The sequence below is a fragment of the Vulgatibacter incomptus genome (assembly GCF_001263175.1).
GTDB lineage: Bacteria > Myxococcota > Myxococcia > Myxococcales > Vulgatibacteraceae > Vulgatibacter > Vulgatibacter incomptus.
Window position 1 is genome coordinate 2,008,290 of sequence record NZ_CP012332.1, and the last position, 22,892, is coordinate 2,031,181.

Annotated in this window: 16 protein-coding genes; 7 read left to right on the top strand and 9 right to left on the bottom strand. The window is 69.6% G+C overall.

The window, feature by feature from the left end; genetic code table 11:
- The first annotated feature begins 16 nt into the window (after positions 1–16).
- Positions 17–1,897, top strand: coding sequence for a DUF4091 domain-containing protein (locus AKJ08_RS08235; RefSeq protein WP_050725623.1), 1,881 nt, complete (start codon positions 17–19; stop codon positions 1,895–1,897).
- A 3-nt stretch (positions 1,898–1,900) separates the two neighbouring features.
- Here the strand turns inward: AKJ08_RS08235 and AKJ08_RS08240 are convergent, their stop codons facing one another.
- From AKJ08_RS08240 to AKJ08_RS08250, 3 genes are read right to left on the bottom strand one after another with little or no spacing between them, the layout of a single operon-like run.
- The gene (locus AKJ08_RS08240) at positions 1,901–2,569 is read right to left on the bottom strand and encodes an RluA family pseudouridine synthase (protein WP_050725624.1); all 669 of its coding nucleotides are present in this window, start codon (positions 2,567–2,569) and stop codon (positions 1,901–1,903) included.
- A 1-nt stretch (position 2,570) separates the two neighbouring features.
- Positions 2,571–3,989: a M16 family metallopeptidase gene (locus AKJ08_RS08245; protein WP_050725625.1), complete on the bottom strand. Its 1,419-nt coding sequence runs from the start codon at positions 3,987–3,989 to the stop codon at positions 2,571–2,573.
- A gap of 9 nt (positions 3,990–3,998) precedes the next feature.
- On the bottom strand, positions 3,999–5,330 hold the full coding sequence (locus tag AKJ08_RS08250) for a M16 family metallopeptidase (RefSeq protein ID WP_420806378.1): 1,332 nt from the start codon (positions 5,328–5,330) through the stop codon (positions 3,999–4,001).
- 312 nt (positions 5,331–5,642) lie between these two features.
- Here AKJ08_RS08250 and AKJ08_RS08255 point away from each other — a divergent pair, with 312 nt between their 5' ends.
- The 6 genes from AKJ08_RS08255 to AKJ08_RS08280 are packed head-to-tail and all read left to right on the top strand — an operon-like array spanning position 5,643 to position 11,135.
- Positions 5,643–6,476, top strand: coding sequence for an MbnP family copper-binding protein (locus AKJ08_RS08255; RefSeq protein ID WP_050725626.1), 834 nt, complete (start codon positions 5,643–5,645; stop codon positions 6,474–6,476).
- 5 nt (positions 6,477–6,481) lie between these two features.
- Positions 6,482–7,627: a methanobactin export MATE transporter MbnM gene (locus AKJ08_RS08260; protein WP_050725627.1), complete on the top strand. Its 1,146-nt coding sequence runs from the start codon at positions 6,482–6,484 to the stop codon at positions 7,625–7,627.
- A gap of 5 nt (positions 7,628–7,632) precedes the next feature.
- Positions 7,633–8,373: a hypothetical protein gene (locus AKJ08_RS08265; protein WP_050725628.1), complete on the top strand. Its 741-nt coding sequence runs from the start codon at positions 7,633–7,635 to the stop codon at positions 8,371–8,373.
- The gene (locus AKJ08_RS08270) at positions 8,370–9,266 is read left to right on the top strand and encodes a hypothetical protein (protein ID WP_050725629.1); all 897 of its coding nucleotides are present in this window, start codon (positions 8,370–8,372) and stop codon (positions 9,264–9,266) included. Before AKJ08_RS08265 ends, AKJ08_RS08270 begins: the two co-directional genes overlap by 4 nt.
- Positions 9,241–10,611, top strand: coding sequence for a sensor histidine kinase (locus AKJ08_RS08275; protein WP_050725630.1), 1,371 nt, complete (start codon positions 9,241–9,243; stop codon positions 10,609–10,611). The genes AKJ08_RS08270 and AKJ08_RS08275 overlap by 26 nt, the downstream gene beginning before the upstream one ends.
- On the top strand, positions 10,608–11,135 hold the full coding sequence (locus tag AKJ08_RS08280) for a response regulator transcription factor (RefSeq protein ID WP_050725631.1): 528 nt from the start codon (positions 10,608–10,610) through the stop codon (positions 11,133–11,135). Before AKJ08_RS08275 ends, AKJ08_RS08280 begins: the two co-directional genes overlap by 4 nt.
- Positions 11,136–11,198: 63 nt before the next feature.
- Here the strand turns inward: AKJ08_RS08280 and AKJ08_RS08285 are convergent, their stop codons facing one another.
- The 6 genes from AKJ08_RS08285 to AKJ08_RS08310 form a co-directional block, all read right to left on the bottom strand.
- Positions 11,199–11,765: a hypothetical protein gene (locus tag AKJ08_RS08285; RefSeq protein WP_050725632.1), complete on the bottom strand. Its 567-nt coding sequence runs from the start codon at positions 11,763–11,765 to the stop codon at positions 11,199–11,201.
- A 4-nt stretch (positions 11,766–11,769) separates the two neighbouring features.
- Positions 11,770–15,489, bottom strand: a complete 3,720-nt coding sequence (locus AKJ08_RS08290) for an FAD-dependent oxidoreductase (RefSeq protein WP_050725633.1) — start codon at positions 15,487–15,489, stop codon at positions 11,770–11,772.
- Between the two features lie 151 nt (positions 15,490–15,640).
- Positions 15,641–17,665, bottom strand: coding sequence for an adventurous gliding motility protein GltG (gltG, locus tag AKJ08_RS08295; protein WP_050725634.1), 2,025 nt, complete (start codon positions 17,663–17,665; stop codon positions 15,641–15,643).
- A gap of 31 nt (positions 17,666–17,696) precedes the next feature.
- Complete coding sequence (cglF, locus tag AKJ08_RS08300; RefSeq protein ID WP_240475469.1) at positions 17,697–17,942, bottom strand: adventurous gliding motility protein CglF; 246 nt, start codon at positions 17,940–17,942, stop codon at positions 17,697–17,699.
- 47 nt (positions 17,943–17,989) lie between these two features.
- Entirely contained in the window at positions 17,990–19,426 is a 1,437-nt protein-coding gene (gltE, locus tag AKJ08_RS08305) for an adventurous gliding motility TPR repeat lipoprotein GltE (protein ID WP_050725635.1), read from the bottom strand.
- A gap of 4 nt (positions 19,427–19,430) precedes the next feature.
- A complete protein-coding gene (locus AKJ08_RS08310) occupies positions 19,431–22,889 on the bottom strand; it encodes a tetratricopeptide repeat protein (protein WP_169788779.1) in 3,459 nt (1,152 codons plus the stop codon).
- Between the last annotated feature and the right edge of the window lie 3 nt (positions 22,890–22,892).

Here is a 22,892-nt window from a genome sequence, read left to right on the forward strand (position 1 = left end):
GCAGGAGGCCATCGCCTTGTCTCGATTTTCCTATGCGGCCCTCGCGGCCATCGCGCTGGTTGGCTTCGGCGCCAGCTCTGCCGCCGCGGCTCCCGCCCAGGTGACCGCGACCCATACCCTCGTGAAGCTCAGGCCCGACGACGCCCCTCCCTCTGGCCGAACGGCCACGATGGGCGCCGCCGCCAACGAGATGCAGGGCTTCCAGGCCATCGTCTCCGGCGGGGACACCGGCGTCCGGGGCGTCCGCGCGGCCGTCTCCGACCTCCGCGGCCCCTCCACGATCCCGGCGTCGAAGGTCGTGCTCTACCGCGAGGACTACATGTACGTGAGCACGCCCTCGGACGACAACGGCATGCGCGGCTGGGTCCCCGACGCGCTCGTGCCCGACGTCGATCCCTTCGTCGGCGAGAAGCGGAACGCCTTCCCCTTCGACGTGCCGGCCGGCGAGCTCCGCGCGATCTGGGTGGACGTCCACGTGCCCTCCGGGACCCGCCCGGGCAGTTACCGCGGCTCCCTCGAGGTCACGGGAGACGGCGGCTTCTCCGCCTCCCTGCCGATCGAGCTCGAGGTCTTCGACTTCGAGCTGCCGTCCACTCCCAGCTACGCCACGGCCTTCGGGCTCGCCTGGAACGGGACGTGCGAGGGGCACTTCGGCGAAGCGTGGTGCGGAGGCGACGACGCGGCCTTCGACCGGCTCCGGCAGCTCTACGGGAAGGCGGGCCTGGACAACCGCCTCACCCTCTCGGCCGTGGTCGGCGCGCCCGTCCCGGGAAGCGGCGGGGACCTCGACTTCTCCCGCTACGATCAGGTGTACGGGCCGCTCCTCGACGGCACCGCCGATACCCGGCTGAAGGGCGCGGCCCTCAGCGCCGTGCAGGTGTGGCAGCGCGATCCCCAGGCGGAGGACTACGCGGCCTGGGCGCGCCACTTCAAGTCGAAGGGCTGGTTCGGCAAGCTCTTCGACTACACCTGCGACGAGCCGCCTCTCACCTGCGCCTGGAGCGACATCAAGCCGCGGCAGGATCGGGTGCATCGCGGCGATCCGGGCATGCTCTCGCTCGTCACCACCACCGTCGCCCACCTGAAGGAGAACGGTCTCTACCAGTCGACGAACATCATCGTACCGGTGGTGAACTTCGTCGAAGGCAAGAGCGGCGAGTACGCCGGCGACCAGTCCGCCGACTACCGGCAGGCCCAGCGCGACGGAAAGACCACGTGGATCTACTCGTCCTGCATGAGCCACGGCTGCGGAAACACCGTCACCGGCGAGTACGGCGGCGATCCGGATCTCCAGGGCTGGCCGAGCCTGGTGATCGACCACACCGCGCTCCGGAACCGGGCGATGCCGTGGGTCGCGTACAACTACGGCTTCACCGGCGAGCTCTACTGGGATTCGGTCTACGCCTTCGCGAGCAAGAGCGATCCCTGGCGCGATCAATACGAGTTCACCGGCCACGGAGACGGCACCCTCTTCTACCCGGGCCGCCCCGATCGGATCGGTGGGAGCACCCACATCCCCGTCGAGTCGATCCGCCTCAAGGAGGTCCGCGACGGGATCCAGGACTACGAGTACCTGTCGATCCTCGACGCCTTCGACCGGGCCGACGCGCAGAAGGTGGCGAAGAAGCTCTTCGCCCACGCGTGGAGCGCGGGCGACATCACGCCGGAGCAGCTCCTCCAGACCCGCCGCGAGGTCGCCCAGAAGATCTCGGCAAACCTCAAGAAGTCCGGGGGGAAGATCCCGTCGTCGCCCCTCCGCCCCGAGGGCGGTGGCTTCGGCACCGCGGCGGACGCCGCCTCTGGTTGCAGCGTTTCGGGATCTGCCCTCGGCGTCGGGGCGCTCCTGGTCGCGGGCTCCTGGCTCGCCAGCCGTCGCCGCAAGCCTCGGTTGCGGTAACGCCTACTCCGGCTTCCGGAGGGCATCGAGGAACGTGGTGAGGTCCGTAGCGAGCGGCGCCTCCACCACGAGCCTTCGACCGCCCTTCGGATGCGGCAGGGAGAGCCGGGCCGCATGGAGGGGGGTGCGCTCCAGCTTCGCGCCGGGGAGCTCCAGCCGCTCCCGGCTGCCATAGGCCGGGTCCACCGCGAGCGAATGCCCGATCGACTTGAGGTGCACGCGGATCTGGTGCTGACGGCCGGTGAGAGGCCTCGCTTCGACGAGTGAAAACGAGCCGAGGCGCTCGAGCACGCGGACGTCGGTGACGGAGGGCTTCGCGTCGGCCTCGTCCGGACGCGCCGGCCGCATCCGTCCCTTTCGCGCGGCGTGGAGGGGGACGTCGATCCGGAGCTCGTCTCCTGCGGGCTCTCCCTCCACGATCGCGAGATAACGCTTCTCCACCTCGCGCCCCTCGAAGGCGAGCGAGAGGGCCCGGTGCGCAGCGGCGTTCTTGGCGAAGACCAGGGCACCGCTCGTGCCGGCGTCGAGGCGGTGCACCACCCAAATCTTGGCGCCGCGTTCCGCCTCGAGACGGTCTCGCAGCGACTCGCCGCCATTGCGGCCCGGGATCACGGGGATGCCCGCCGGCTTGTCGACTGCGACGAGGTCGTCGTCCTCGAAGAGGATCTCCAACCTACTCGAGCTCCTCGATCGGGATGACCTGGACGTCGCCCTCGACGCCGGCCTGCGCGAGGCCCTTGCGGATCGCCTTCTTGTCCCCCACGAGGACGATCGCGAAGGGCCGCGCGAAGAACCATGCCTTCGCCGCGTCGTCGATCTGCTCCGGCGTCGCCTCCGCGAGCCGCCGCCGATAGCTGAGGACCCAGTCCTTGGGCAGGTCGTAGAGCTGCATCTCCATCAGCGCGGAGGCGATCTGCTCGTTGGTCTCCAAGCGCAGCGGGTAGACACCGGAGAGGTAGCTCTTCGAGCGCGAGAGCTCCTCGCCGGAAAAGCCGGCCTGACGGGCCCGCCCCGCCTCCCCGATCGCCACCTGCAGGAGCTCGCCGATCGTCTCGTTCTTGGTGAAGGACGAGAAGGTGTAGAAGCCCGCCTCGCGGAGCTGGAGGAGCCGCGTCCCCACCGAATACGAGAGCCCGCGGTTCACCCGGATCTCGTCGACCAGCCTGCTGGTGAAGCCGCCGCCGAAGGCGCCGTTCGCCACCACCATGGGGAAGAAGGCGGGATCCGTCTTGCGGGTGAACGCCGCGCCCACGAAGCGGACCTGGACCTGCGTCGCCTTCTCCTTGTGGATGATCAGGATCCGGTTCTTCTTCAGGGGCGCCGCCTCAGCGATCGCGGGCCTCTGGGGCGCCTTCGTCTTCCAGGCGCCGAAGTGCTTGCGCGCGAGCGAGAGCACCTTCGCCGGCTCCACGTCACCCACCACGATCAGGGTGGCGCGCTCCGGCGCGTAGTGCTTCGCGTGGAAGGCCCGGACGTCGGCCAGGCGAATCGCCTTGATCGAGCTCCGGGTGCCGCTGCTCGGCATCGCGTAGGGGTGATCGGGCAGGAGGATGGCGCCGAGCATCGCGCGATCCGCCACGGTCCCCGGATCGTCGAGGGCCTGAGCGAGGAAGGCCGTCACCCGTCGCTTGTGCAGCTCGAACTCCGCCTTGGGGAAGGACGGATGGAGCCCGACGTCCGCCACGAGCTCGAGGGCGAGGGGCAGGTTCTCCGAGGTCGCGCTCGCGGAGACGGAACTCGCGTCCCTCCCGGCGCCGGTGTCGAGGGCGCCGCCCACGAATTCGATCGAGCCGTCGATCTCGTCGGCGCTCCTCGTCGTGGTCCCGCGCCGCAGGAGACCCGCTGTGAACGACGCGAGGCCCGCCTTGCCCTTGGGATCCTCGGAGCCGCCGGTCTCGACCACCAGGTCCACGGCGGCGAGAGGGAGGTCGCGCTTCGGCGCGATCAACACCCGGAGGCCGTTGTCGAGGCGGTGCTCCTCGTAGGGCGGGAGCTGGACGGGGGCGGCGGCGGTGGCCTTCGTAGGGGTCATCAGGAGTGCCGGGAAGAGGGAGAGGAGGAGCGTGACGCGCGGAGACGGCCTTCGGGGCAAGCGGGCCTCCTACCGGGTCTTCTCGGATTCGTCGGGGACCAGGATCGCCACGCTTCGGTTGCGGGCGCTGAAGTACTTCGCCGCCACGCGCTTCACGTCGGCGTTCTTGACGCTGCCGTACCGCTCGAGGGTCTCGAGGGCCGCGCGCCAGTCGCCGAGGAGGAGCTCGTAGTGGCCGATGGCGTGGGCCCTTCCACCGTGGGTGGAGATCTCCTGCACGAAGTGCGAGCGGAGGATGTTCTTTCCGCGCCGGAGCTCCAGCTCGGAGATGCCGTCCTTGGCCACCTTCTCGAGCTCCTCGTAGATCGCGGCCTCGACCTTGCGGGGATCGCCGCCGGGAGGCAGCTCGGCGAAGATCACGAAGGCGCTCGGGTCGATCCGCCAGCCGAAGTCGACGCTTACGTTCGTCGCCAGCTCCTGGTCGTAGACGAGGCGCTTGGTGAGGCGCGACGCCTCGCCTGCCCCGAGTGCGGTCTGGATCAGGTCGAGGACGAAGGTGTCGTCGTGCTTCGCCGCGCTCACGCGGTAGCCGACCATCAGGGACGGCGCCTGGCTGGGATAGTGGACCTGGACCCGCCTCTCGCCGGTGGGCTCGGGCTCGCTGTCCACCACCTCCGGCACCGCCGGCCCGGCGGGGATGTCGCCGTAGGCCTTCTTGATCAGCGCGATCGTCTTCTTCGGATCCAGATCGCCCACGGCGACGATGGTGGCGTTGTTGGGCGCGTAGAAGGTGCGGAAGAAGGCGAGCGCGTCGTCCCTCGTGATCGCCTCGATGTCGCGCATCCAGCCGATCACCGGCCAGTGGTAGGGGTGCGCCTTCCAGATCGACGCCGACAGCGCCTCGTCGAGCATGCCCGGGACGTCGTTGTCGACGCGGAAGCGGCGCTCCTCCATCACCACGCCGCGTTCGCTCTCCAGGTTCTCTGGCGAGATCGCGAGCGACCGCATCCGATCGGACTCGAGGTCGATCACGGTCTCCAGCGCGTCCGAGGCGAAGTCCTCGTGGTAGACGGTGAGATCGTTCGAGGTGTAGGCGTTGGACGTACCGCCGGCGCTCTCTAGGACCCGGTCGAACTCCTTGGGCCCGTACTTCTTCGCGCCGTTGAACATCATGTGCTCGAAGAGGTGCGCGATCCCCGTGATCCCCGGCCGCTCGTTGCGCGAGCCCGCCCGGAAGAAGGTGTAGTAGCTCACCGTCGGCACCCCGCGGCTCTCGACGAGGCGGACCTTCAGGCCGTTCGAGAGGGTGTGCTCCACCACGTCGAAGACCTTGGGATCGAGGGGCCTCGGTGGCGGCGCCTTCGGCGGCCGGGTTGCGGCGGGGGCGGGCTTCGTTGCCACTGGGGCTCCTTGGGCGGTCGCGAGGGTCGGGAGCAGCAGCGCGAGCACGATAGCGGCCATCGACCGAGCTTCCCGAAGCATCGGCGGAAGCTAGCCACCTCCCGAAGGGTGGTCAAGGCGCGTGAATCGGGCTCGGAGGCGCGACATCGTGCCGCATTTCCCTGCGGGCGCTTGCGGGGTAGAAGGCCCGGAGCGATTGAAGAAGTCGGACCCGCAAGAGCGGGCCCGACTTCTTCAGCCGCGCTCCGCGCGGAAACGCTCCGCCTTTCGTTGCTCCGCCTCCGGCTCCGCTCCCCCTCGAGGAGAACGTCCATGCGATTCGCCCGTCTGACCGCCGCCCTGCCCCTCCTCGCCCTCGCCGCCTGCGGCGACGACGCCGCCCCGGTGCACGACGATCGGGCGAAGGTCGAGCTGCGCTTCGAGGCGCGAGTCGGCAAGGAGGCCTTCGACTGTGACCGCGTCTATGACGGTCTGGGAACCACCGGCGCCAGCGCCGCGCCCCTCGATTTCCGGCTCTACGTCCACGACTTCCGGCTCGTGCGCGCCGACGGCAGCGAGGAGGCGCTCGATCTCGACCAGGACGGCCGGTGGCAGCACCAGGACGTCGCGCTGCTGGACTTCGAGGACAAGACCGGCACCTGCGCAAACGGCACGCCCGATACGAACACCATGATCCACGGTCTCGTTGCCGCAGGCGCCTATGAGAAGGTGCGCTTCAAGCTCGGCGTCCCCGAAGGCCTCAACCACGCCGACAACACCACCGCGCCCTCGCCGCTGAACCTCAGCTCCCTCTTCTGGAGCTGGCAGGCGGGGTACAAGTTCGTGCGGGCCGACTTCCGGGTGGCAGACCCGAACGCGGTCTTCTCGGTCCACCTCGGGAGCACCGGCTGCTCGGTCCACGAGGAGCACGGTGGGGAGATCCACTGCGCGCAGCCCAACGTCCCCGAGATCGAGCTGCCGTATCGTCCGAGCGGCCCGATCCTGGTGGACTACGCAGCGCTCGTGGGCGGGAGCGATCTCGTGACCGACGGCGGCTGCATGTCGGGCCCCACCGAACCCTCCTGCGCGCCGATCTTCTCGCGCCTCGGTCTCGACCCCGACTCCGGCGCGTCCCGCCCCGGCCAGACCCTCTTCCGTCTCCCGTGAGCCCGATGCGTCGGATCCCTCTCCTCGTCCTCGCCGTCCTTGCGGCGGCGGGCTGCGGCACGTCCTCGAGCGGCTCCGGAGTCGACTCCGCTCCCTACGTCTGGGACCTGCCTCCCGGCTTCCCCGTTCCCCGGGTGCCGGAAGGGAACCCGATGTCGGCGGAGAAGGTCGAGCTGGGCCGCCACCTCTTCTACGACGTGCGCCTCTCCGGCAACGAGACCTTCTCGTGCGCGTCGTGCCACGAGCAGGCGCTGGCCTTCACCGACGGCAGGGCGCGGGCGATCGGCTCGACGGGCGAGCTCCACCCGCGGGCCTCCATGAGCCTCGTCAACGTGGCCTACGCCAACACCCTCACGTGGGCCAACGACCTGCTCCGCTCCCTGGAGCAGCAGGCCCTCGTGCCCATGTTCGGCGAGACCCCGGTGGAGCTCGGGCTCTCGGGCCGTGAGGGCGAGCTCCTGGAGAGGCTCCGCGCCGAGCCGCGCTACCAGGCGATGTTCGCCGCGGCGTTCCCGCGCGACGAGGATCCATACACGCTCGAGCACATCGTCCAGTCGCTCGCGTCCTTCCAGCGCACCCTCCTCTCGGGACGCTCGCCCTTCGATCGCTACAACTACGACCGCGAGCGGGACGCGATCTCGGAGTCGACCAAGCGAGGGATGGCCCTCTTCTTCTCCGAACGCCTCGAGTGCTTCCACTGCCACGGTGGCTTCAATTTCTCTGATTCCGTCGGACACCAGGGGACGGAGATTGAAGAGGTGATGTTCCACAACACGGCGCTCTACAACCTGGACGGCGAGGGCGCGTACCCGCCGGAGAACACCGGTCTCATGGAGATCTCGGGCAAGGCGTCGGACATGGGCCGGTTCAAGGCCCCGACCCTGCGGAACATCGAGGTCCGTGCGCCCTACATGCACGACGGCAGCGTCGCCACCCTCGAGGACGCGATCGACCACTACGCCGCCGGCGGCCGGCGGATCGAGAGCGGGCCCTACGCGGGCAACGGGGCAGAGAGCCCGCTCCGAAGCGAGTTCGTTCGCGGCTTCGAGCTCAGCCCGGACGAGAAGTCGGACATCATCGAGTTCCTGCGCAGCCTCACCGATCGAGAGTTCCTCACCGATCCCCGCTTCTCGAATCCATGGCTGGAGTGAGTCACATGTATCGATTTCTCGCGATTCTTACCGCCGGTCTCGTAGCTTCTTGCGCCGCCTCCGACGATCCGGGCCTCCGCATCGACATCGCCACGGCGAGCCCGTCCTCTCCCTTGCAGCCCGGCGGCACCCGGATCATCGAGACCAACCTCGGCTACCGGGTCGAGCTCACCCGCGGCTACCTCGCGACGGGCCTGGTCGAGCTCCCGCCGTGCCAGCATCACTCCGCGGCCACTGGCGGCCTCGGCGACCGGCTCCTGGATCTGCTCGTTCCGCGGGCCTTTGCCCACGGCGACGGGAGCCCGGTGAAGCTCGCGATCCCCCTGGTGGAGTCGCTCCTGGCTCCGCAGGGAAGTGCCGCTGAGATCGGCACGCTCGAGCCGCCTCCCGGTCTCTACTGCGCCGTCCTCTACACCGCCGCCGCCGCGGACGACGACGCGCTGGGACTACCGGACGACGTCGACATGGTCGGAACGACCCTGTTCCTCGCGGGCACGTTCCAGGCTCACGACGCCACCGAGGTCATGTCCTTCGAGATCATCTCCTCGAGGGCCCTGCCTGCCACGATTTCTCTCAATCCTCCTCTCGAGCTCTCGGCCAGCGGACGACATTCCGCCCGCGTCACGATCCACAAGGATCCGACCCATTGGTTCGACGACCTCGACCTACGCTCCATGTCGCCGAACGACTTCGCCGAGGCGGTGGTCTCGAACATCGGCGCGTCGCTCACGGCCACCGTCGAATGAAGGTCCTGGTCGCCGCTGCGGCCGGCCTCGCCCTCGCCGGCATCGTCGTCCCGATGCCGGTGAAGGCCTGCGCGGTCTGCAGCTGCGGCGATCCCACCCTCACCACCATGGGGGCGGAGCAGCCCTTCGGTGGGCGCCTGCGGGTCTCCCTCGAGGCCCGCCATCGAACCGACTCCATCGGCGAGCCCGGCGTGAACGAGCTGGCGCTGACCGAGGATCGCCTCGAGGCGCGCCTCGCCTGGGCGCCCCACGAGAGCGTCTTCCTGCTGCTCACGGTGCCCTGGCTCACACGCTCCATCGACTACGTCAACCTCGCCCACCGCAACCAGGCGGGGATCGGCGACCTCGAGCTCCACGCCCGCGTCTTTCTTTTCCAAGATCGGGAGTACGCGCCGCGGCACCTGGTGTCTGCGCTCACCGGCGTCCGCCTCCCCACCTCGCCCTTCCAGCGGGACGGCAGCGGGCGCAGCCTCCCGCTGGAGCTGCAGTCGGGAACCGGCTCCTTCGATCCCAGCCTGGGCCTCGCCTACACCTGGTTCGATTTCCCCTGGTCGGTGTACGCCAGCGCCCGAGGCACCGTTCCCACCAGCGGCTTCGAATCCACGCGGGCGAGCCGCTCCCTGGGCCTCACGCTGGCCGGACAACACCAGCTCTTCGACTCCCTGGGAGTCCGGGCCGGCGTCGACGCCCGCGTCGACGGAACCTCCCTCGAGGAGACCGGGCCCTCCCCCGACTCCGGCGGCTGGATCGCCTTCGGGTCCGTGGAGCTGCTATGGAGTCCGGTGACGGATCTCGTCTTCTTCGGCTCGGCGCGCCTTCCGGCATGGAACGCGCTCAGCGGACACCACACGGAGGGTCCGATCTTCGGTGCGGGCGTCGCCTACGATCTCTGAGCTCCAGCCGCCTCCAGCCGCGGCAGCAGGCTCGTCCGGCGAGTCGGGCGTGCCGGCGGTCTCGAGGCGGGAGCCTCCCTCGGCCCCTGCCCTCGGCCTCGCGTGGCTCCTTCGCCTTCGCTGGGGCGCAGGCGCGTGTCAGCTCGCCGTCCTGGCCGCGGGCTCCTTCTTCTTCGGAAGGCCCGACGCCCTCCCCTGGCTCGCGGCGCTCATCGGCCTGACCTTCGCCACCAACGCGGGGCTCTCGCTCTGGCATCGGCGCGCGCACAGCGGTTCGCGGGCGATCGTCGCCGGCGTACTCCTCCTCGACACCCTCCTCCTCACCGGGCTGCTCCAGCTCTCGGGAGGAGCCGCCAACCCCTTCTCCGTCTTCTACCTCGTGCACGTGGCCCTCGCGGCCGTCCTCCTCGACACCCGCGGTGCGCTCCTCCTCTCGCTCGCGACCAGCTCGAGTTTCGCCAGCCTCTTCCTCTTCCCGGGGCCCCACGATCCACACGCGCACCATGGCGCGGACTTCTCCGTGCACCTTCACGGAATGTGGATCTCCTACACACTCGCCGCGTGCTTCGTCGGCTACTTCGTCGCCCGGATGGCCCGCGCCCTCGAGCGGCGGGAGCGCGAGCTCGAGGCTCTGCAGCGCCAGGCCGCCCGGGCCGAGAGGCTCGCATCGCTCAGCACCCTTGCCGCGGGCGCCGCCCACGAGCTCGGCACGCCCCTCGGAACCATCGCCATCGTGGCCGGAGAGCTAGAACGGGCCTGTGGCCGCCCCCTCGACGCCGCGGCGATCCGGGAGGACGCGACGCTCCTGCGCAGCGAGGCCGAGCGCTGCAGGCGGATCCTCGATCGCATGGCGGCCGACGCCGGGAGCAGCCGAGGCGAGAGGCCCCGTCCGATCGAAGCCGGCGCGATCCTGGAGCGACTCGCGGCGGACCTCGGCCGCGACGTCGCAGCTTCCGTGCGGATCCACGAGCCCTCCGGAAAGGTCTCCGTAGTCGCTCCGCCTCACGCCCTGGTCCAGGCGCTGGCCAACCTCGTCCGAAATGGCCTCGACGCCGCCGCCGAAGCGGGCACCGGCTCCGTCGCCGATGCCGTCTCGGTCCGCGTCGAAGAAGCCGATGGACTCGTGCTCTTCCGGGTCGCCGATCGGGGCCGCGGGATCGCCGCCGAGCACGTCTCACGCCTGGGAGAACCCTTCTTCACCACGAAGGCACCTGGCGCCGGCATGGGCCTCGGCCTCTTCCTCGTGCAGGACCTCGCCGATCGCTGCGGCGGCTCGCTCGAGATCGAGAGCCGCCCCGGCGAGGGCGCGACCTTCGTCCTCGGCTTCCCCGGAGGGCCGGCATGAAGACCAGCGTCCTCGTGGTCGACGACGACGAGATCTTCCGCAACCGCCTCGCTCGCGCCCTCACGGAGCGCGGCCTCGAGGTCCGGACCGCCGGCGACGGCGAGGAGGCGCTCCGCCTCGCGCGGGAGGAGAGCCCGGAGCAGGCCATCGTCGACCTGCGCATGCCCGGCATCTCGGGCCTCGACGTGGTTCGCGGCCTCCACGAAATCGATCCCTCCACCCGGATCCTCGTCCTCACGGGCTACGGGAGCATCGCCACCGCCGTCGCGGCCGTCCGCCTCGGTGCGGTCGACTACCTCGCCAAGCCCGCCGACGTGGAGCAGATCCGAGCGGCCCTCGACGGCATCCAGGCGGACGACGCCGCACCTCCCGGCGACATCCCCAGCCTCGCCCGTGTCGAGTGGGAACACATCCAGCGCGTGCTCCACGACTGCGGCGGTAACGTCTCCCACGCAGCGAAGGCGCTCGGCATCCACCGCCGCTCCCTCCAGCGCAAGCTCGCCAAGAACCCCGTCCTCCGCTGATCGACGGCCCTCGTAGGGCCAGCGAGCCTGCGGATTCCTTGAAATGGGAGAAGACGCCGAGGGCTAATTGATCGGGAGGCCGGTGATCCGCGCGATCGCGGCGGCCGCGAGCTCGGACTCCGCCGCAGGCCTGGCCCCGAAGCGGATCAGGCCCTCCTCATGGACGAGCACGATCTCGGCGAGGCCGCCTCGGCGCGTGAGCTTCAGCGAGCGGAGGCGGTCGAACGCGACCTCGGCGCCCTGAGGGAGGAAGATCCGCTGCTCGGCGGCGTCGACGGCGATCCGGCCCTTCGCTAGGCCCATGCGGACGATGTGGAGCGCGCAGATCACCGCGAAGTCCCCGGTGGCCGCGATCCCCCAGGCCAGCGGCTCGAACTTCGGCTCACGCAGGAGGATCGCCACGGTGAACCCGACGATCGCCAGGCTGGTCACGACGAACGCGGCGAGCAGACGCCAGCGGTCCGCGGGCCGGAAGACCACGCGGAAGCCGTCGTCCGCATCGAAGACGTAGCGGCCTCCCTGGACGAGGGGCTCGTCGACGGAGCCGGGCTCAACGACGCTGGTGCGCTCCCGAGGCCGCTCCTGCCGGCTCGGCGAGCCGGCAGCCGATGACGATCGCCCGCCGCCCAAGGCGCTAGATCCGCTCGAGGCGCGAGAGCTTCAGGCACCGATCGAGCCAGAGGTTGGCGATCTTCTCCTGCACGCCGTTCGCGCGGAGACGCGACGCCAGGAACGGGAAGTCGACCTCGTCGAGCTTCTGATCCTGGTTCATGCAGGTGAAGACGATCCGCTCCTTGCCGTCCGGCCCTACCTGGCGCTGGAGGCACTGGGCGCAGATCTCCTTCATCATGCACTGCATCGGCGAGTTGATGGAGCCGATGGCCTCGTGGGTCTCCTTGAGGTATGGCGCGAGCGCGCCCTTCCGCAGGGCCTTCACGGCGGCCATCATCCGGTCGGAGCCGATGGCGATGATCCGATCGATGTCGGTCATGGGCACCAGCGACTCGCCGAGCTCGCCGCGGGTGTAGGCCATCATCGCCTCGCAGATGTTGCCGACGAAGGACCGATCCTGCGGCCGGCGCGGCGCGATCGCGGGCTCGCGATCGGTGGCCCAGATCACCTGGTCGGTGGCGGCCTCGATCTCGTCCTGCTTGAAGACGTCGTCCGGGTTCCGGTAGCCGGCGAAGTAGAGCACCCGGTTGCCGTTCTCCTTGAGCGCCTTGGCGATGGAGAAGAGCACTGCGTTGCCGAGGCCGCCGCCGGCCAGGAGCACGCTCTCGCCGGAGGGGATCTCGGTGGGGGCGCCGGTGGGTCCCATGCAGACCACCTCTTCGCCCGGGCGGAGCGCGGCCACGAGGCGCGAGGAACCGCCCATCTCGAGGACGATCAAAGACAGGAGGCCCTTCTCCTTGTCGACCCACGCGCCCGTGAGGGCGAGGCCCTCGGTGAGGAGCCGGGTCCCGTCGACGACGGGCGCGCGGCTCTCGAAGGCCTGGAGCCGGTAGAACTGGCCGGGGTTGAAGTGCTCGGCGGCGAGGGGCGCCTTCACCACCACCTCGACGATGGTCGGCGTGAGCCGGCGCACCTCGACGACCTTCGCGCGCAGCGCCTCGTCGAGGCGCGAGCGGAAGCTCTCCCAGGCGTGATCCCGCAGCGGCTGGTCCTCGGCCCGAAGGCCCGCGACCTCGTCCTCGAAGAGGCCGGCCACGAAGACGTGCCCGTCCTTGGCGGAGGCCATCGCCTTCACCACCGAACCCGCGTACTGGGGGTGGTTGTCGCCGTAGAACGACACGCAGCGTGTCTTGTCCGGAGACAGGTACGAGGTGAAGAAGCCGGCGTCCTGCGAGAGGTCCCGGTGGGCCTCCGCCTCTGCGAGCTCGATGGTGCCGTCGGCGAGCCGTTTCGCGCTGTAGCCCTGGAAGTACTGGCCCCAGCGATCGAGGCGGAACGAGCCTTCGTATTCCCGCTCGTAGGTGACGTTGGGCGAGGTGCCCGCCGCGACGCAGACGGTCCGGGCGGGGAGCTCGACGAGCTCACCGGAGGCGAGCCACTTGCCGTCGACGAGCTTCTGCCTCTCGAAGATCACGGAGCGGACCGCGCCCTGGTCGTCGGAGACGGCCTCCTTCGGGTCCATGTACTCGACGAAGTGGATGCCTTCCTCGAGGCCCTTCTCCACCTCCTCGTGGTTGAGGCGGTAGGCGGGGGCGTCCTGCATGCGCTTGCGGTAGACGAGGCTGACCCCGCCCCATTGCTGCACCAGGCCCGCGAAGTTGGGCTCCTCGCCGGCGGCCCGCGCCCGCACCCTCTCGGCCCGTACGGCGCGGCCGTGCTCGAGGAACTCGGCGAGGACCTCCCGCTCCTCCGCGTCGAAGACCTTCTCGGCGAGGACGCCGAGCTCGGCCTGGAGCTTCTCCCAGCGGTCGAGGGTCTTCTCCACCTGGATCGGGTAGTAGGCCGCAAGCTCGGTGGCGGTGTCGACGCCGGTGAGGCCGCCGCCGATCACGAGCGCCGGCAGGCGCACCTGCAGCGACGCCATGGAGTCGCGCTTGAAGGCGCCGGAGAGCTGGAGCGCCATGAGGAAATCGGACGCCTGGCGGATACCGCGCAGGAGGCCGTTCTTCATCCGCACCAGCGTCGGACGCCCGGCGCCCGCCGCGATCGCCACGTGGTCGAAGCCGTAACCCCAGGCGTCGTCCAGCGTGAGCGTGCCGCCGAAGCGCACGCCGCCGTAGGCCGCGAAGCCCCTGCGACGGGCGAGGTTCAGGTAGAGCGCCGTGAGGAAGTTCTTGTCCCAGCGGACGGTGATTCCGTACTCGGACACACCGCCGAAGCCGTTCACGACGCGCTGGTCGAGCTCGTCGCGGAGCTCCTCGAAGTCGCGGATCGGCGCGTCCAGGAAGCGCTCGGGGAGCGGTTCGACCTTGAGCCCCTCCACCGCCACCACGCCGAAGCCCTCGTTGAGGAGGTGATGCGCCAGCGTGTAGCCGGCGGGGCCAAGGCCCACCACCAGCACCTTCTTGCCGTTGTGCGGCAGCGCATACGGACGGCGCAGATTCACCGGATTCCAGCGGGTGAGCAGCGACCAGATCTCGTAGCCCCAGGGCATCGAGAGCACGTCCCGCAGGTTCGAGGTCTCGACCAGCGGGATGTTCACCGGCTCCTGCGTCTGGAAGATGCAGCCCTTCATGCAGTCGTTGCAGATCCGGTGGCCGGTGCCCGGCGACATCGGATTGTTGATCGACACCATCGCCAGGGCCGCGATGGAGTCGCCCCGCGCCTTGAGGACGTGCCCCTCGGAGATGTGCTCCTCGAGCGGGCAGCCGTGCAGGTCGATGGCGAGGGAGTTCTTCTTGAAGCCGCCGGCCTTGTCGTGGAAGCCCTTGGAGCAGGAGTCCTTCCCGCGCTCGTGGCAGAGCAGGCAGTAGTCGACCTCGGAGCGGACCTGCCTCGAGGTGGCGCCGCCGTCCGTGAGGCGGAAGCCGTCCCGGCGCCGCAGCTCGTGGGAGGCGGACACCTCCGGGATCAGCGGGAGCGGGCGCTTCACGTGCACCAGCTCCTCGTAGGTGGTCTTCTTGGGCAGCTTGTAGCTGGACCAGCCGCGGATCTGCTCCTTCCCCTCGGGGTGGAGCGAGCGCGCGAAGCACCAGCGATCCAGGAGGGTCAGCGCGTTGCGGACGAGCTGGCCGTCGCCCTCGATGCCGTCCACGTCGGCGCCGCCCTCGACGAGACCGCCCAGGAGCCCGCTCGCCTTCGCCGCTTCACGCAGCGCGGCGCACCGTTCGGCGAAGGCCGCCGGGAGCTGATCCGCCGTGGGAGCCGGCCGCCGGTCGTAGAGCTTCTGCAGGTCGAGGAGCTCGCAGATCGGGAGCGAGAGCGCGCGCTCGGCGTCCTGCGCCTCGCCGATGCCCGGCGCCAGGAAGCCGAGGAGCGCCGCCGCGGCAGCGTCGAGGGCGGGAAATTCCGCCGCCTCGGGCCGGTCGGGGGCGCCGCGTCGGAAGACGCGCTTCACCATGAACTCGTTCTTGAAGCGGAAGACCGGGCCTTCGGCGCCCGCCGCCTCGCGCTGCTCACGCCGCTGGTCTTCGACGCCGAAGAGCCGGGCCACGAAGGAGCCCACGTGCTCTGCGACCTCGATCAGGAGATCCGAGGCGCCGGGCGCCTGATCGCCGTTGGCCGAGAGCCGGATGGCGTCGAAGCGGGCCGCGAGCTCGGGCGCGTTGTGGACGAGCAGGGCGAGGAAGGCGCGGTGGAGCCGCGCGAGTCCCGCAGGCTCGTGGAGGTCGGAGTATGCAAAGCCCGGAATGCCCAGCGTGGGGATCCGGGAGTCGTCACGTCGAGCAACCGGGGATGTCATCGAATCTCTTGGTCCGGGCGAAAAAAAGCGCCTCACGCCGGCAGGGAAATCGGCCCAAAGGGCTGCGAAATTCCCCGCCGCGTCGGCGGCCTATATAACGGCCGGCACTCGAGGGCAATCGAGATGCCGGCCGCTCGTCACCCTGCTTCGATCAGGTGGGAGGCGAGAAGACGAAGGGATAGGTCACCGATGCGGTGCCCCCGCCCTTCGGTGGCGGGAACTGCCAGCTCCGGAACCGGGCCGCGATGCAGCTCTCCACCTGCGCGTTGCCCATGGTGCTGTTCGTGACCTGGGCGAAGGGCACCGTGCCGTCCCCGGAGATCGTGAACTTCACCTGGATGCGGCCGGAGAGCTTCGGGTTCCGGATCAGCTCGTTCTCGTAGCAGTAGCGGATCTGCGCGCGGTGGGAGTTGATCACCCGGCGGACGAGCTCCTTGTCGTAGCCGACCACGATGGCGGAGCTGGAGTCGATGGTGACGTCGCTGCCGCCCTTCTGCCCGAGGCCGCCCATGCCCTTGCCGTAGTCGCCGAGGCCGCCACCGCGGCCCTTGGTGCCCACGTCGCCGACGCCGATGGTGGTCCCCTGCCCGCCTCCGCCGAGGCCCGTGCCCTTGAGGCCCAGGCCACCGAAGCCGTGGGCGTCGCCGACGCCCTGGCCGGTGATCCCGCCGATCGCGCCCTTGAGGTCGCCGCCCAGGCCGGCCTTGCCGACGATGGTCGAGAGGCCTGCGTTGCTGCCGCTTCCCAGCATCGCGAGGAGGCCCTGGTTCTTCACGACCTCCTTGTCGTCCGGCTTGATGGCGCGGGGCGCCGAGCGCGTGTTCCGCTCGGGCGCGTCCTGCTTGCCCATCTTCCCCTCATCGCCGCGGGCGCGCTCCGCCTTCTCGCCCGAGTCGGGCGCCTTGAGCTTCAGCTTCTCGAGGAAGGGGTTCTGGCGCTGCTCGGGGGGCGTGAGGAGCAGCTTGGTCAGGCGGGCCTGGTTGGAGAAGAGGTCGTCGGCGGTGACGTCCACGTCGCGCGCGCTGTTCGCGAAGCCGATGATGCTCGCGCCGAAGATGGCGAACACGGCCAGCAAGAGATTCACGAACTTGTAGTCAATCTGCGCCGACCACTGGGTCGGGAGGGGCTTCACCTTCGGACGGAAGCAGAGCTCGGCGCGGATGTTCCCGAGGTCGACCCAGGCGGCGCCGTCCTCCGGGAGCTCGACCTCCATCAGCCCTTCGCCTGCCGGCCGCGCCTTGCGGGCACGGGCGAGATCGGACAGGCGCTCCACCTTGCCGTCGCGGAGGAGCTCGCCGTCCATCGAGGAATCGAAGCGCACGTACCACGCGCCATCGACCCGGCGGGCCAGGGGGAACGGATTGGTCGAGAGGTTCGGAGCCTCCAGAGCGAAGGTCGCGTCTTTCGCGTCGCCGACGGAGACGGTCTCGTCCCCGTCGAAGCTGCCGACGGCGAGCTGCTTGTCGCCCCAGAAGAACCGGGCGTCCAGGGCCAGGGCCCTCGAGCCCGCACCCTTGGGCCAGGGATTCGGCATCGACGAGGTGCGCGCCGCTGCCCCGCCCTTCGGCCAGGGGTTCGGCGTCGACGACGGTCGGGCTGTCGGCGGCGTCGGTTCCGGACCGGAAGCGCGGACGGCGGCGCGGAGCGGGATCCCGGCGGACGCAGGAATCGTCTGCCCATCCGAGCCCGTGCCGGCGCCAAGCGGAATCGGGGCCTCCTCCGCGACGCCAGCCGGCGCCGGCATCGCGACGGCCTCAGGCGCCCCGACGGGCGTGGCGGCCGGCGGTGCCTCAGCGATCGCGGGAGCCAGGGCCACCGGCACGGCCGCGGTGGCCACGGCGAGGCTGCCGATGGCGACCGCATTGGCAGCGGGCTGCTCCGAGCAGACCTCGAGCTCGATCCGCGTGTCGCCCACGAAGATCGAGTCGCCGGACGAGAGCGCCGCCTTGCTCACCCGCTTCCCGTTGACGAACGTGCCCTCCACCGAGCCCATGTCGATCACCGAGAAGCCGTCGGCGGCCACCTCGATCACCGCGTGGACGCGAGAGACGCGCTCGTCGTCGAGCGAGAGGTGCGCCGTCGCCAGCCGGCCGATCTTGATGATGTCGCGGTGGAATTCCTTGGTCGCGACGAGCTCCCCGCCCCGGAAGACGCGCAGCTTGAGTGGAATCGCCATGTTTCCCTCCAAAGGAGCGGCAGCGCCGCTCCTAGAGCTCTCCCACCGACTCCAGCACCTGGTCACGGAAGGTGTCACGAACCTTCACCAGGTTGGAGTGGGTGACCTTCCCCTTCGCGTCGACGAGCTCGCCGTCGGGCCGGGTGAGGTCACCCTGGATGGTGTCGTCCTCGAAATTGATCTCGGTGTGCTTCTCGTACTCCACCCGGTCCTCGGCTGAGGCCGCGAGGGGCGAGAGGAGCAGAAGGCCTGCGATCAGGCCGCCCATGCGCTTCATGGAACCTCCGGCGCGTCGCGCCGACGTCTCGTGGATCCCATCCATGACTAGAAATCGTCCTCGGGCTCGTCGGGATCGACGTCCGCCCTGACCGCCGGAGCGGCGGAGTTCGCCTGCGATGCCCGGGCGGGCTCGGCCTGCCGCTTCTCGACGACCGGGGCCGGGGCCGGGGCCGACCGCTCCTCGGCGGCGCCGTTCGCCGACGCGCCGCTCACCGCCTCCTGGACCGTCGCCTTCGCCTCGGCCTCCGCCCCGGCGCGGGCCTCCTCCTCCGCCGCCTTCATCTCGGCCTTCAGGTGCACGAGCTGCTCACACTCGCGCATGAGCCCGAACACGGGATGCCCGCCCGGCAGGTTGACCGCCGACCCCGAGATGAAGCGCCGGTAGAACGCCAGGGCCTCCTCCGGCTGATCCTTCGACCGGTGGAGGATCACCGCGATCGAGAACGCCGGCCTTGCGTCGTTCGAGTCGAGCTCCTGCGCCTTCGTGAAGGCCGCGAGCGCCTCGTCGATCTTTCCGGATCCGTAGAGCGCCGTGCCGAGGTCGAGCTGCGCGGCGGCGTTTTTCGGCTCCGCCTGGACGATCCCTTCGTAGAGAACTGCCGCCTCCTGGTAGCTGCGCCGCTCCAGCGAATCGCTGGCGAGCCGCGCCCGGGCCGGCAGGAAGTCGGCCTGGACCTCCAGCGCGCGCCGGTACTGGGCCAGGGCCCGCTCCTTCTCCCCCTTCTTCTCGAGGAGCTGGCCCATGAGCCAGGGCATCTCCGGATCCGTGGCGTCGAGCTCCGCCGCGCGCCGCGCGATGAGCCGCGCCACGTCGAGCTGGCCTCGCTCGGTGTGGACCCGAACGAGGACCTTCTGGGCCGTCAGGTTCTTCGGATCCCGCAGCAGCGCCTCCCGCGCGAGCTCCCTGGCCCGCTCGAGATCACCGGCGGCAAGGAAGAGCGAGGCGAGGCGCGCCCTTGCGCCGGCGTGCTCCGGGTACACCCGGAGGATGGCCTTGTATTGCTCGGCAGCCGCCTGCGGATCCCCGCCGCGCTCCAACAGGAGGCCGAGGTTCTCGCGAGCGACGAAGAGCGAGGGCTTGGCCTCGAGCGCCGCGGCGTAGCGCTTCTTCGCGGCGTCGGGCTTTCCTCGCCGCTCGTCGATCACGCCCAGGTTGAAATGCGCCTCGGCGAGGGTGTCGTCCTCGTCGAGCACGGCCTCGAACTTGCGGGCGAGGAGGTCCCAGTCCACGACCTTGAGCGTCTTGCCCTCGTCGTAGGCGCGGACCGCGTCGTCGAACTTGCGCTTCGCCGCCGGCGAGCGCTCCTCGCCGCCCTTGGCCAGGCCATCGCCGACACCAGCCTTCGAGCCCGAAGTCGTCGAGCAGGCGCCCGTGCCCAACAGCGCGGCCGCCGCGAGGATCGTCGCCGCGAGCCTCGCGGCGCTCCCGCCGCCCGGTCGCCGGGCGAGCGACGCCTTGGAGGCCGCCTCTTCGCGGATCATGGTCCTAGAGCAGATCGTCGTCATCGAGGTCGTCCTGGTTCTGCCTGGGGGCGAGCGGGGCCTCCTTCTCGCCAGAGATCAGCGAAGGTCGGCTGGAGCGCTGGGGAGCCACGTCCGGCTCCGGGCTCCTGCTCGGGACTCGCTCCTCCACCACCGCGGGCACCTTGGCGTCCTTGGGAGGAGGAGGCGGAATCGGCTGGATCGAGGCGAGGATCCCGTTGCCGCGCGCCTGGGTCGACGCCGGGACCACCCGGGCGATCTCGCCGAGGAGCGGCGGGAAGCGATGCGGCGCCCACTGCTCGAGGAGCCCGCGGGCCTCGGCCGAGCACTCGTTGTCCTGCTCGAGCTCGCGGCTCTTCTCCACGGCGGTGGCCAGCGCTTCCTGCGCCTTCTCTTCGATCGGATTCGCCTGCTCCGCGAGGGCGGAGCGGTAGAGGTCGACCTGCTCTTCCGTGAGGCCCCTCGGGATCGGAGCGTCATAGAGGGTCTGCGCGAACTCGTGGTAGGCGAGGCCGATCCGGGTGAGGCCGCAGAGCGCGGGCCCGGGGATCTTGAATCCCACCGTCTCCGTGTAGCGCTTCTGCACCTCGAGGAGGCCCGCGGCCTTGGCCTTGAGACGCTCCGCCATCGCCTGCTCCGGGAGGCGCAGCTTGATCTTCGCGAAGTCCTTCCAGAGCGGCTCCGCGAGCAGGTAGTGCGCCGTCGCGACGCCCTCCATGGCGTTCCCCGGCTCGGTGGACAGCGAGCGCTGCACGGCCTTGGGGAGGATCCGGTAGGTGTTCCAGATCTTCTCGTAGGTCTTCTGCGCCTGCCATTTCTGGCCGCGCGCGTCCTGGATCTTCGCGATCCGGTACCAGGCGAGGAGCTTCTTGCCGGGATTCCGGCCGTACTCCTTCTCGTAGAGCTCGAGCTGGCGGACCGCCTGCGGATACGCGCCCGCCCTCTCGTGGAGGTCGGCGATCGACAGGAAGATTGCCTCGGCGTCGGCGGCCTTCGGCCAGAGGTCCAGGTACTTCTCCCGATTCTTCTGCGCCCGGCGGAAGTCGCCGAGGGCCTCGCGGAAGATGCCGGCGTTGAAGAGCGCGGCCTTCGCCTTCTCCTCCTCGAACTCGGGTCCAGGCTTCGGCGGCGGCTGCGCCTTCGCTCCACGCCTTGCCGGCGCCGGCGGGCGCTGGCGCTCGTAGCCTGCGGCGTAGGCCTCGTACCCGGTCGCCGCGCGATCGAGCTCGCCGATCTCCTCGAAGACCGAGGCGTTCAGGAAGATCGCCATCGGCGTCATCTTCGACTGCGGGTAGTCCCGCACCAGGCGGTCGCGGGTGGCGAGGGCGTCCTCGATGCGGCCGGCCTTGTAGTAGTCCACCGAGGCGTTGAAGAGGGCCTCGCCTGCGAGCTCGCTCCGGGGCCAGGCGGAGACGAAGGAGAGGTAGCGATCGCCGGCGTCTCCGTATCGCTCCTCCTTCTCGAGGAGCGCCACGAGCTTGAACGAGTTCCTCTCGATGATCCGCTCGAGCTCGAGCTTGAACGGGCCCTTGGCGAGGCGCGGCTCCGAGTGGAAGCGCTTCGCCCACTCGTCGATCTTCTCGTAGTCGCCCAGCAGGTTGAACACGTCGAGGACGAGGTTCGCGCTGTACTCCGCGAGCTCGTTCTCCGGGTGCTCCAGCGCGATCTCCGAGAACCGGGCCACCGCGCCTTCGAAGTGGTTGTAGCGGTACTGGATCTGGGCGGCCCTGTAGGCCACCTCCACCCGCTTCTTCCCGTTCGGGACGTACTTCAGGTAGTTCTCGCAGGCCGTGAGGAGAGCCTGCTTGGGCGCGGGGATCGGCAGCGGGTTCTTCGGATCCGCGCCTTCGGGCAGGGGCTCGTCACCGAGCTTCTTCACCACCTCGTCGTTCGAGAAGATCGCACCTTCGAGGGCCTGCACCATCCACTTGCCCGGCGCCTCGCCCTTCTCGATCCGCTCGACGTCCAGCTGCACCACCTTCGAATAGGTGTCCGCCGCGAACTCGTAGTTGTGGAGCTGATCGTAGAGTAGCTCCGCGTGGTAGAAGCGCAGGCTGTAGGCCTTCTCCGAGTCCGGGAAGATCGCGAAGTAGTCGCCGTAGACCTCGCTGGCGAAGGCATACGTCTCTTCGTCGCGGGTCTTCTTCCCCTCGTTGTGCCAGACCACCGCGAGGTTCGAGAGGGTCCGCTCGCTGAGCTTGCGGGCGGAATCGAGGGTCGCCCGATCCTCGTCGGTCTGAATCGCCCCGCTCTGCTCGACGTCCTGGAAGATCTTCACCAGCAGGCGAGCCTGCTCCACCGTGATCCGCTTGTTGCCGACGCGCATCACCGCGTCGACGATCCGGGCCTGGAAGAACGGCGCCTCCGGGGAGAGCGGCCTCTCGCGGATCAGCTGCCGGTAGACGAGCACCGCCTCCTTGTCCTTGCCGTCGTCGTAGTAGAGGCCGGCGAGGCTCTTGAGCATCGACCACCAGTTCTCGTCGCCGCCCACCTGGAGGAAGGCCGGCTTCGCCTGGGTGGGATCGCCGTAGCGCGAGTAGGCGAGCACGTAGTCCTTGCGCGCCTCTCGGATCAGGGCGGTCTTGTTGTCGCCGGCGACGTTGCTCGCCAGCTCGCCATAGAAGACGGTCGCCTTGAACTTGTCGGCCGCGGCGGGGAAGTCGCCCAGGTTGTAGTGGCACCAGCCCTGCTTGTAGATTGCGAAGCCGTAGACCTTCGACTCGGTGAAGCTCGACGCCTTCACGTAGGCCTCGAGGGCCTTCTGGAGCATGTCGCGCTTGCCGTCCGAGTTGTTGAAGTACCATTCACCGTAGGCGAGATACGCGTCGGGGACGAACCGCGACTGGGGGAAGCGGGTGATCAACGCCTTGTAGGCGCCCAGCGCGTCCTGCTCCTTCCCCGATTCCCAGAGGTTGTGGCCGAGGTAGAAGAGGACCTCGTCGACCCGCGAATAATCGGGGAACTGCTGGATCAGCTCCTTGTACCGGGCGATCGCCGCGTCCTGGTACTGGTTGCTCTTGTCCTGGAAGGCCTTGCGATCCGCCTCCGCACCGGCGTCGCAACCCGGCTCCTTCGTCTCCTTGCAGCGCGCGACCCGATCGTCCTGCCGGTTGGCCTCGAAGAACCAGTAGCGCGACTCCTCCCACGAGAGCTCCGCCAGGCGGAAGAGGAGGTCGGGCTTCTCCTGGGAGTCCTCGTTGAGGTCGACCATCTGCTCGAGCGTCCTCATCAGCTCGGCGCGCTTGCCCTTGAGCTGGAGCTCGACGCTGAAGCGGAAGGTGTCGTAGCCGAGGTTCGGCCGCTCCTCCTCCGCCTTCTCCACCTTGGCCCGCGTGATGTCGCCGGCGAGCTCCACCGAGGGGCCGCCGGAGTCCGTCTTCCGGCCGAGATCGGGAGCCTTTCCACCGGTCGCCGCCATTGCCACGGCGGGGACGAGGGCCAGCACCCACGCGGCCGATCGCATCAG

Excerpts from the sequence above, each read along its gene's own strand:
- AKJ08_RS08255 (WP_050725626.1), top strand. The coding sequence starts at position 5,643 with ATGCGATTCGCCCGTCTGACCGCCGCCCTGCCCCTCCTCGCCCTCGCC.
- AKJ08_RS08260 (WP_050725627.1), top strand. The coding sequence starts at position 6,482 with ATGCGTCGGATCCCTCTCCTCGTCCTCGCCGTCCTTGCGGCGGCGGGC.
- AKJ08_RS08265 (WP_050725628.1), top strand. The coding sequence starts at position 7,633 with ATGTATCGATTTCTCGCGATTCTTACCGCCGGTCTCGTAGCTTCTTGC.
- AKJ08_RS08270 (WP_050725629.1), top strand. The coding sequence starts at position 8,370 with ATGAAGGTCCTGGTCGCCGCTGCGGCCGGCCTCGCCCTCGCCGGCATC.
- AKJ08_RS08280 (WP_050725631.1), top strand. The coding sequence starts at position 10,608 with ATGAAGACCAGCGTCCTCGTGGTCGACGACGACGAGATCTTCCGCAAC.
- AKJ08_RS08290 (WP_050725633.1), bottom strand. The coding sequence starts at position 15,489 with ATGACATCCCCGGTTGCTCGACGTGACGACTCCCGGATCCCCACGCTG.
- gltG (WP_050725634.1), bottom strand. The coding sequence starts at position 17,665 with ATGGCGATTCCACTCAAGCTGCGCGTCTTCCGGGGCGGGGAGCTCGTC.
- cglF (WP_240475469.1), bottom strand. The coding sequence starts at position 17,942 with ATGAAGCGCATGGGCGGCCTGATCGCAGGCCTTCTGCTCCTCTCGCCC.
- gltE (WP_050725635.1), bottom strand. The coding sequence starts at position 19,426 with ATGATCCGCGAAGAGGCGGCCTCCAAGGCGTCGCTCGCCCGGCGACCG.
- AKJ08_RS08310 (WP_169788779.1), bottom strand. The coding sequence starts at position 22,889 with ATGCGATCGGCCGCGTGGGTGCTGGCCCTCGTCCCCGCCGTGGCAATG.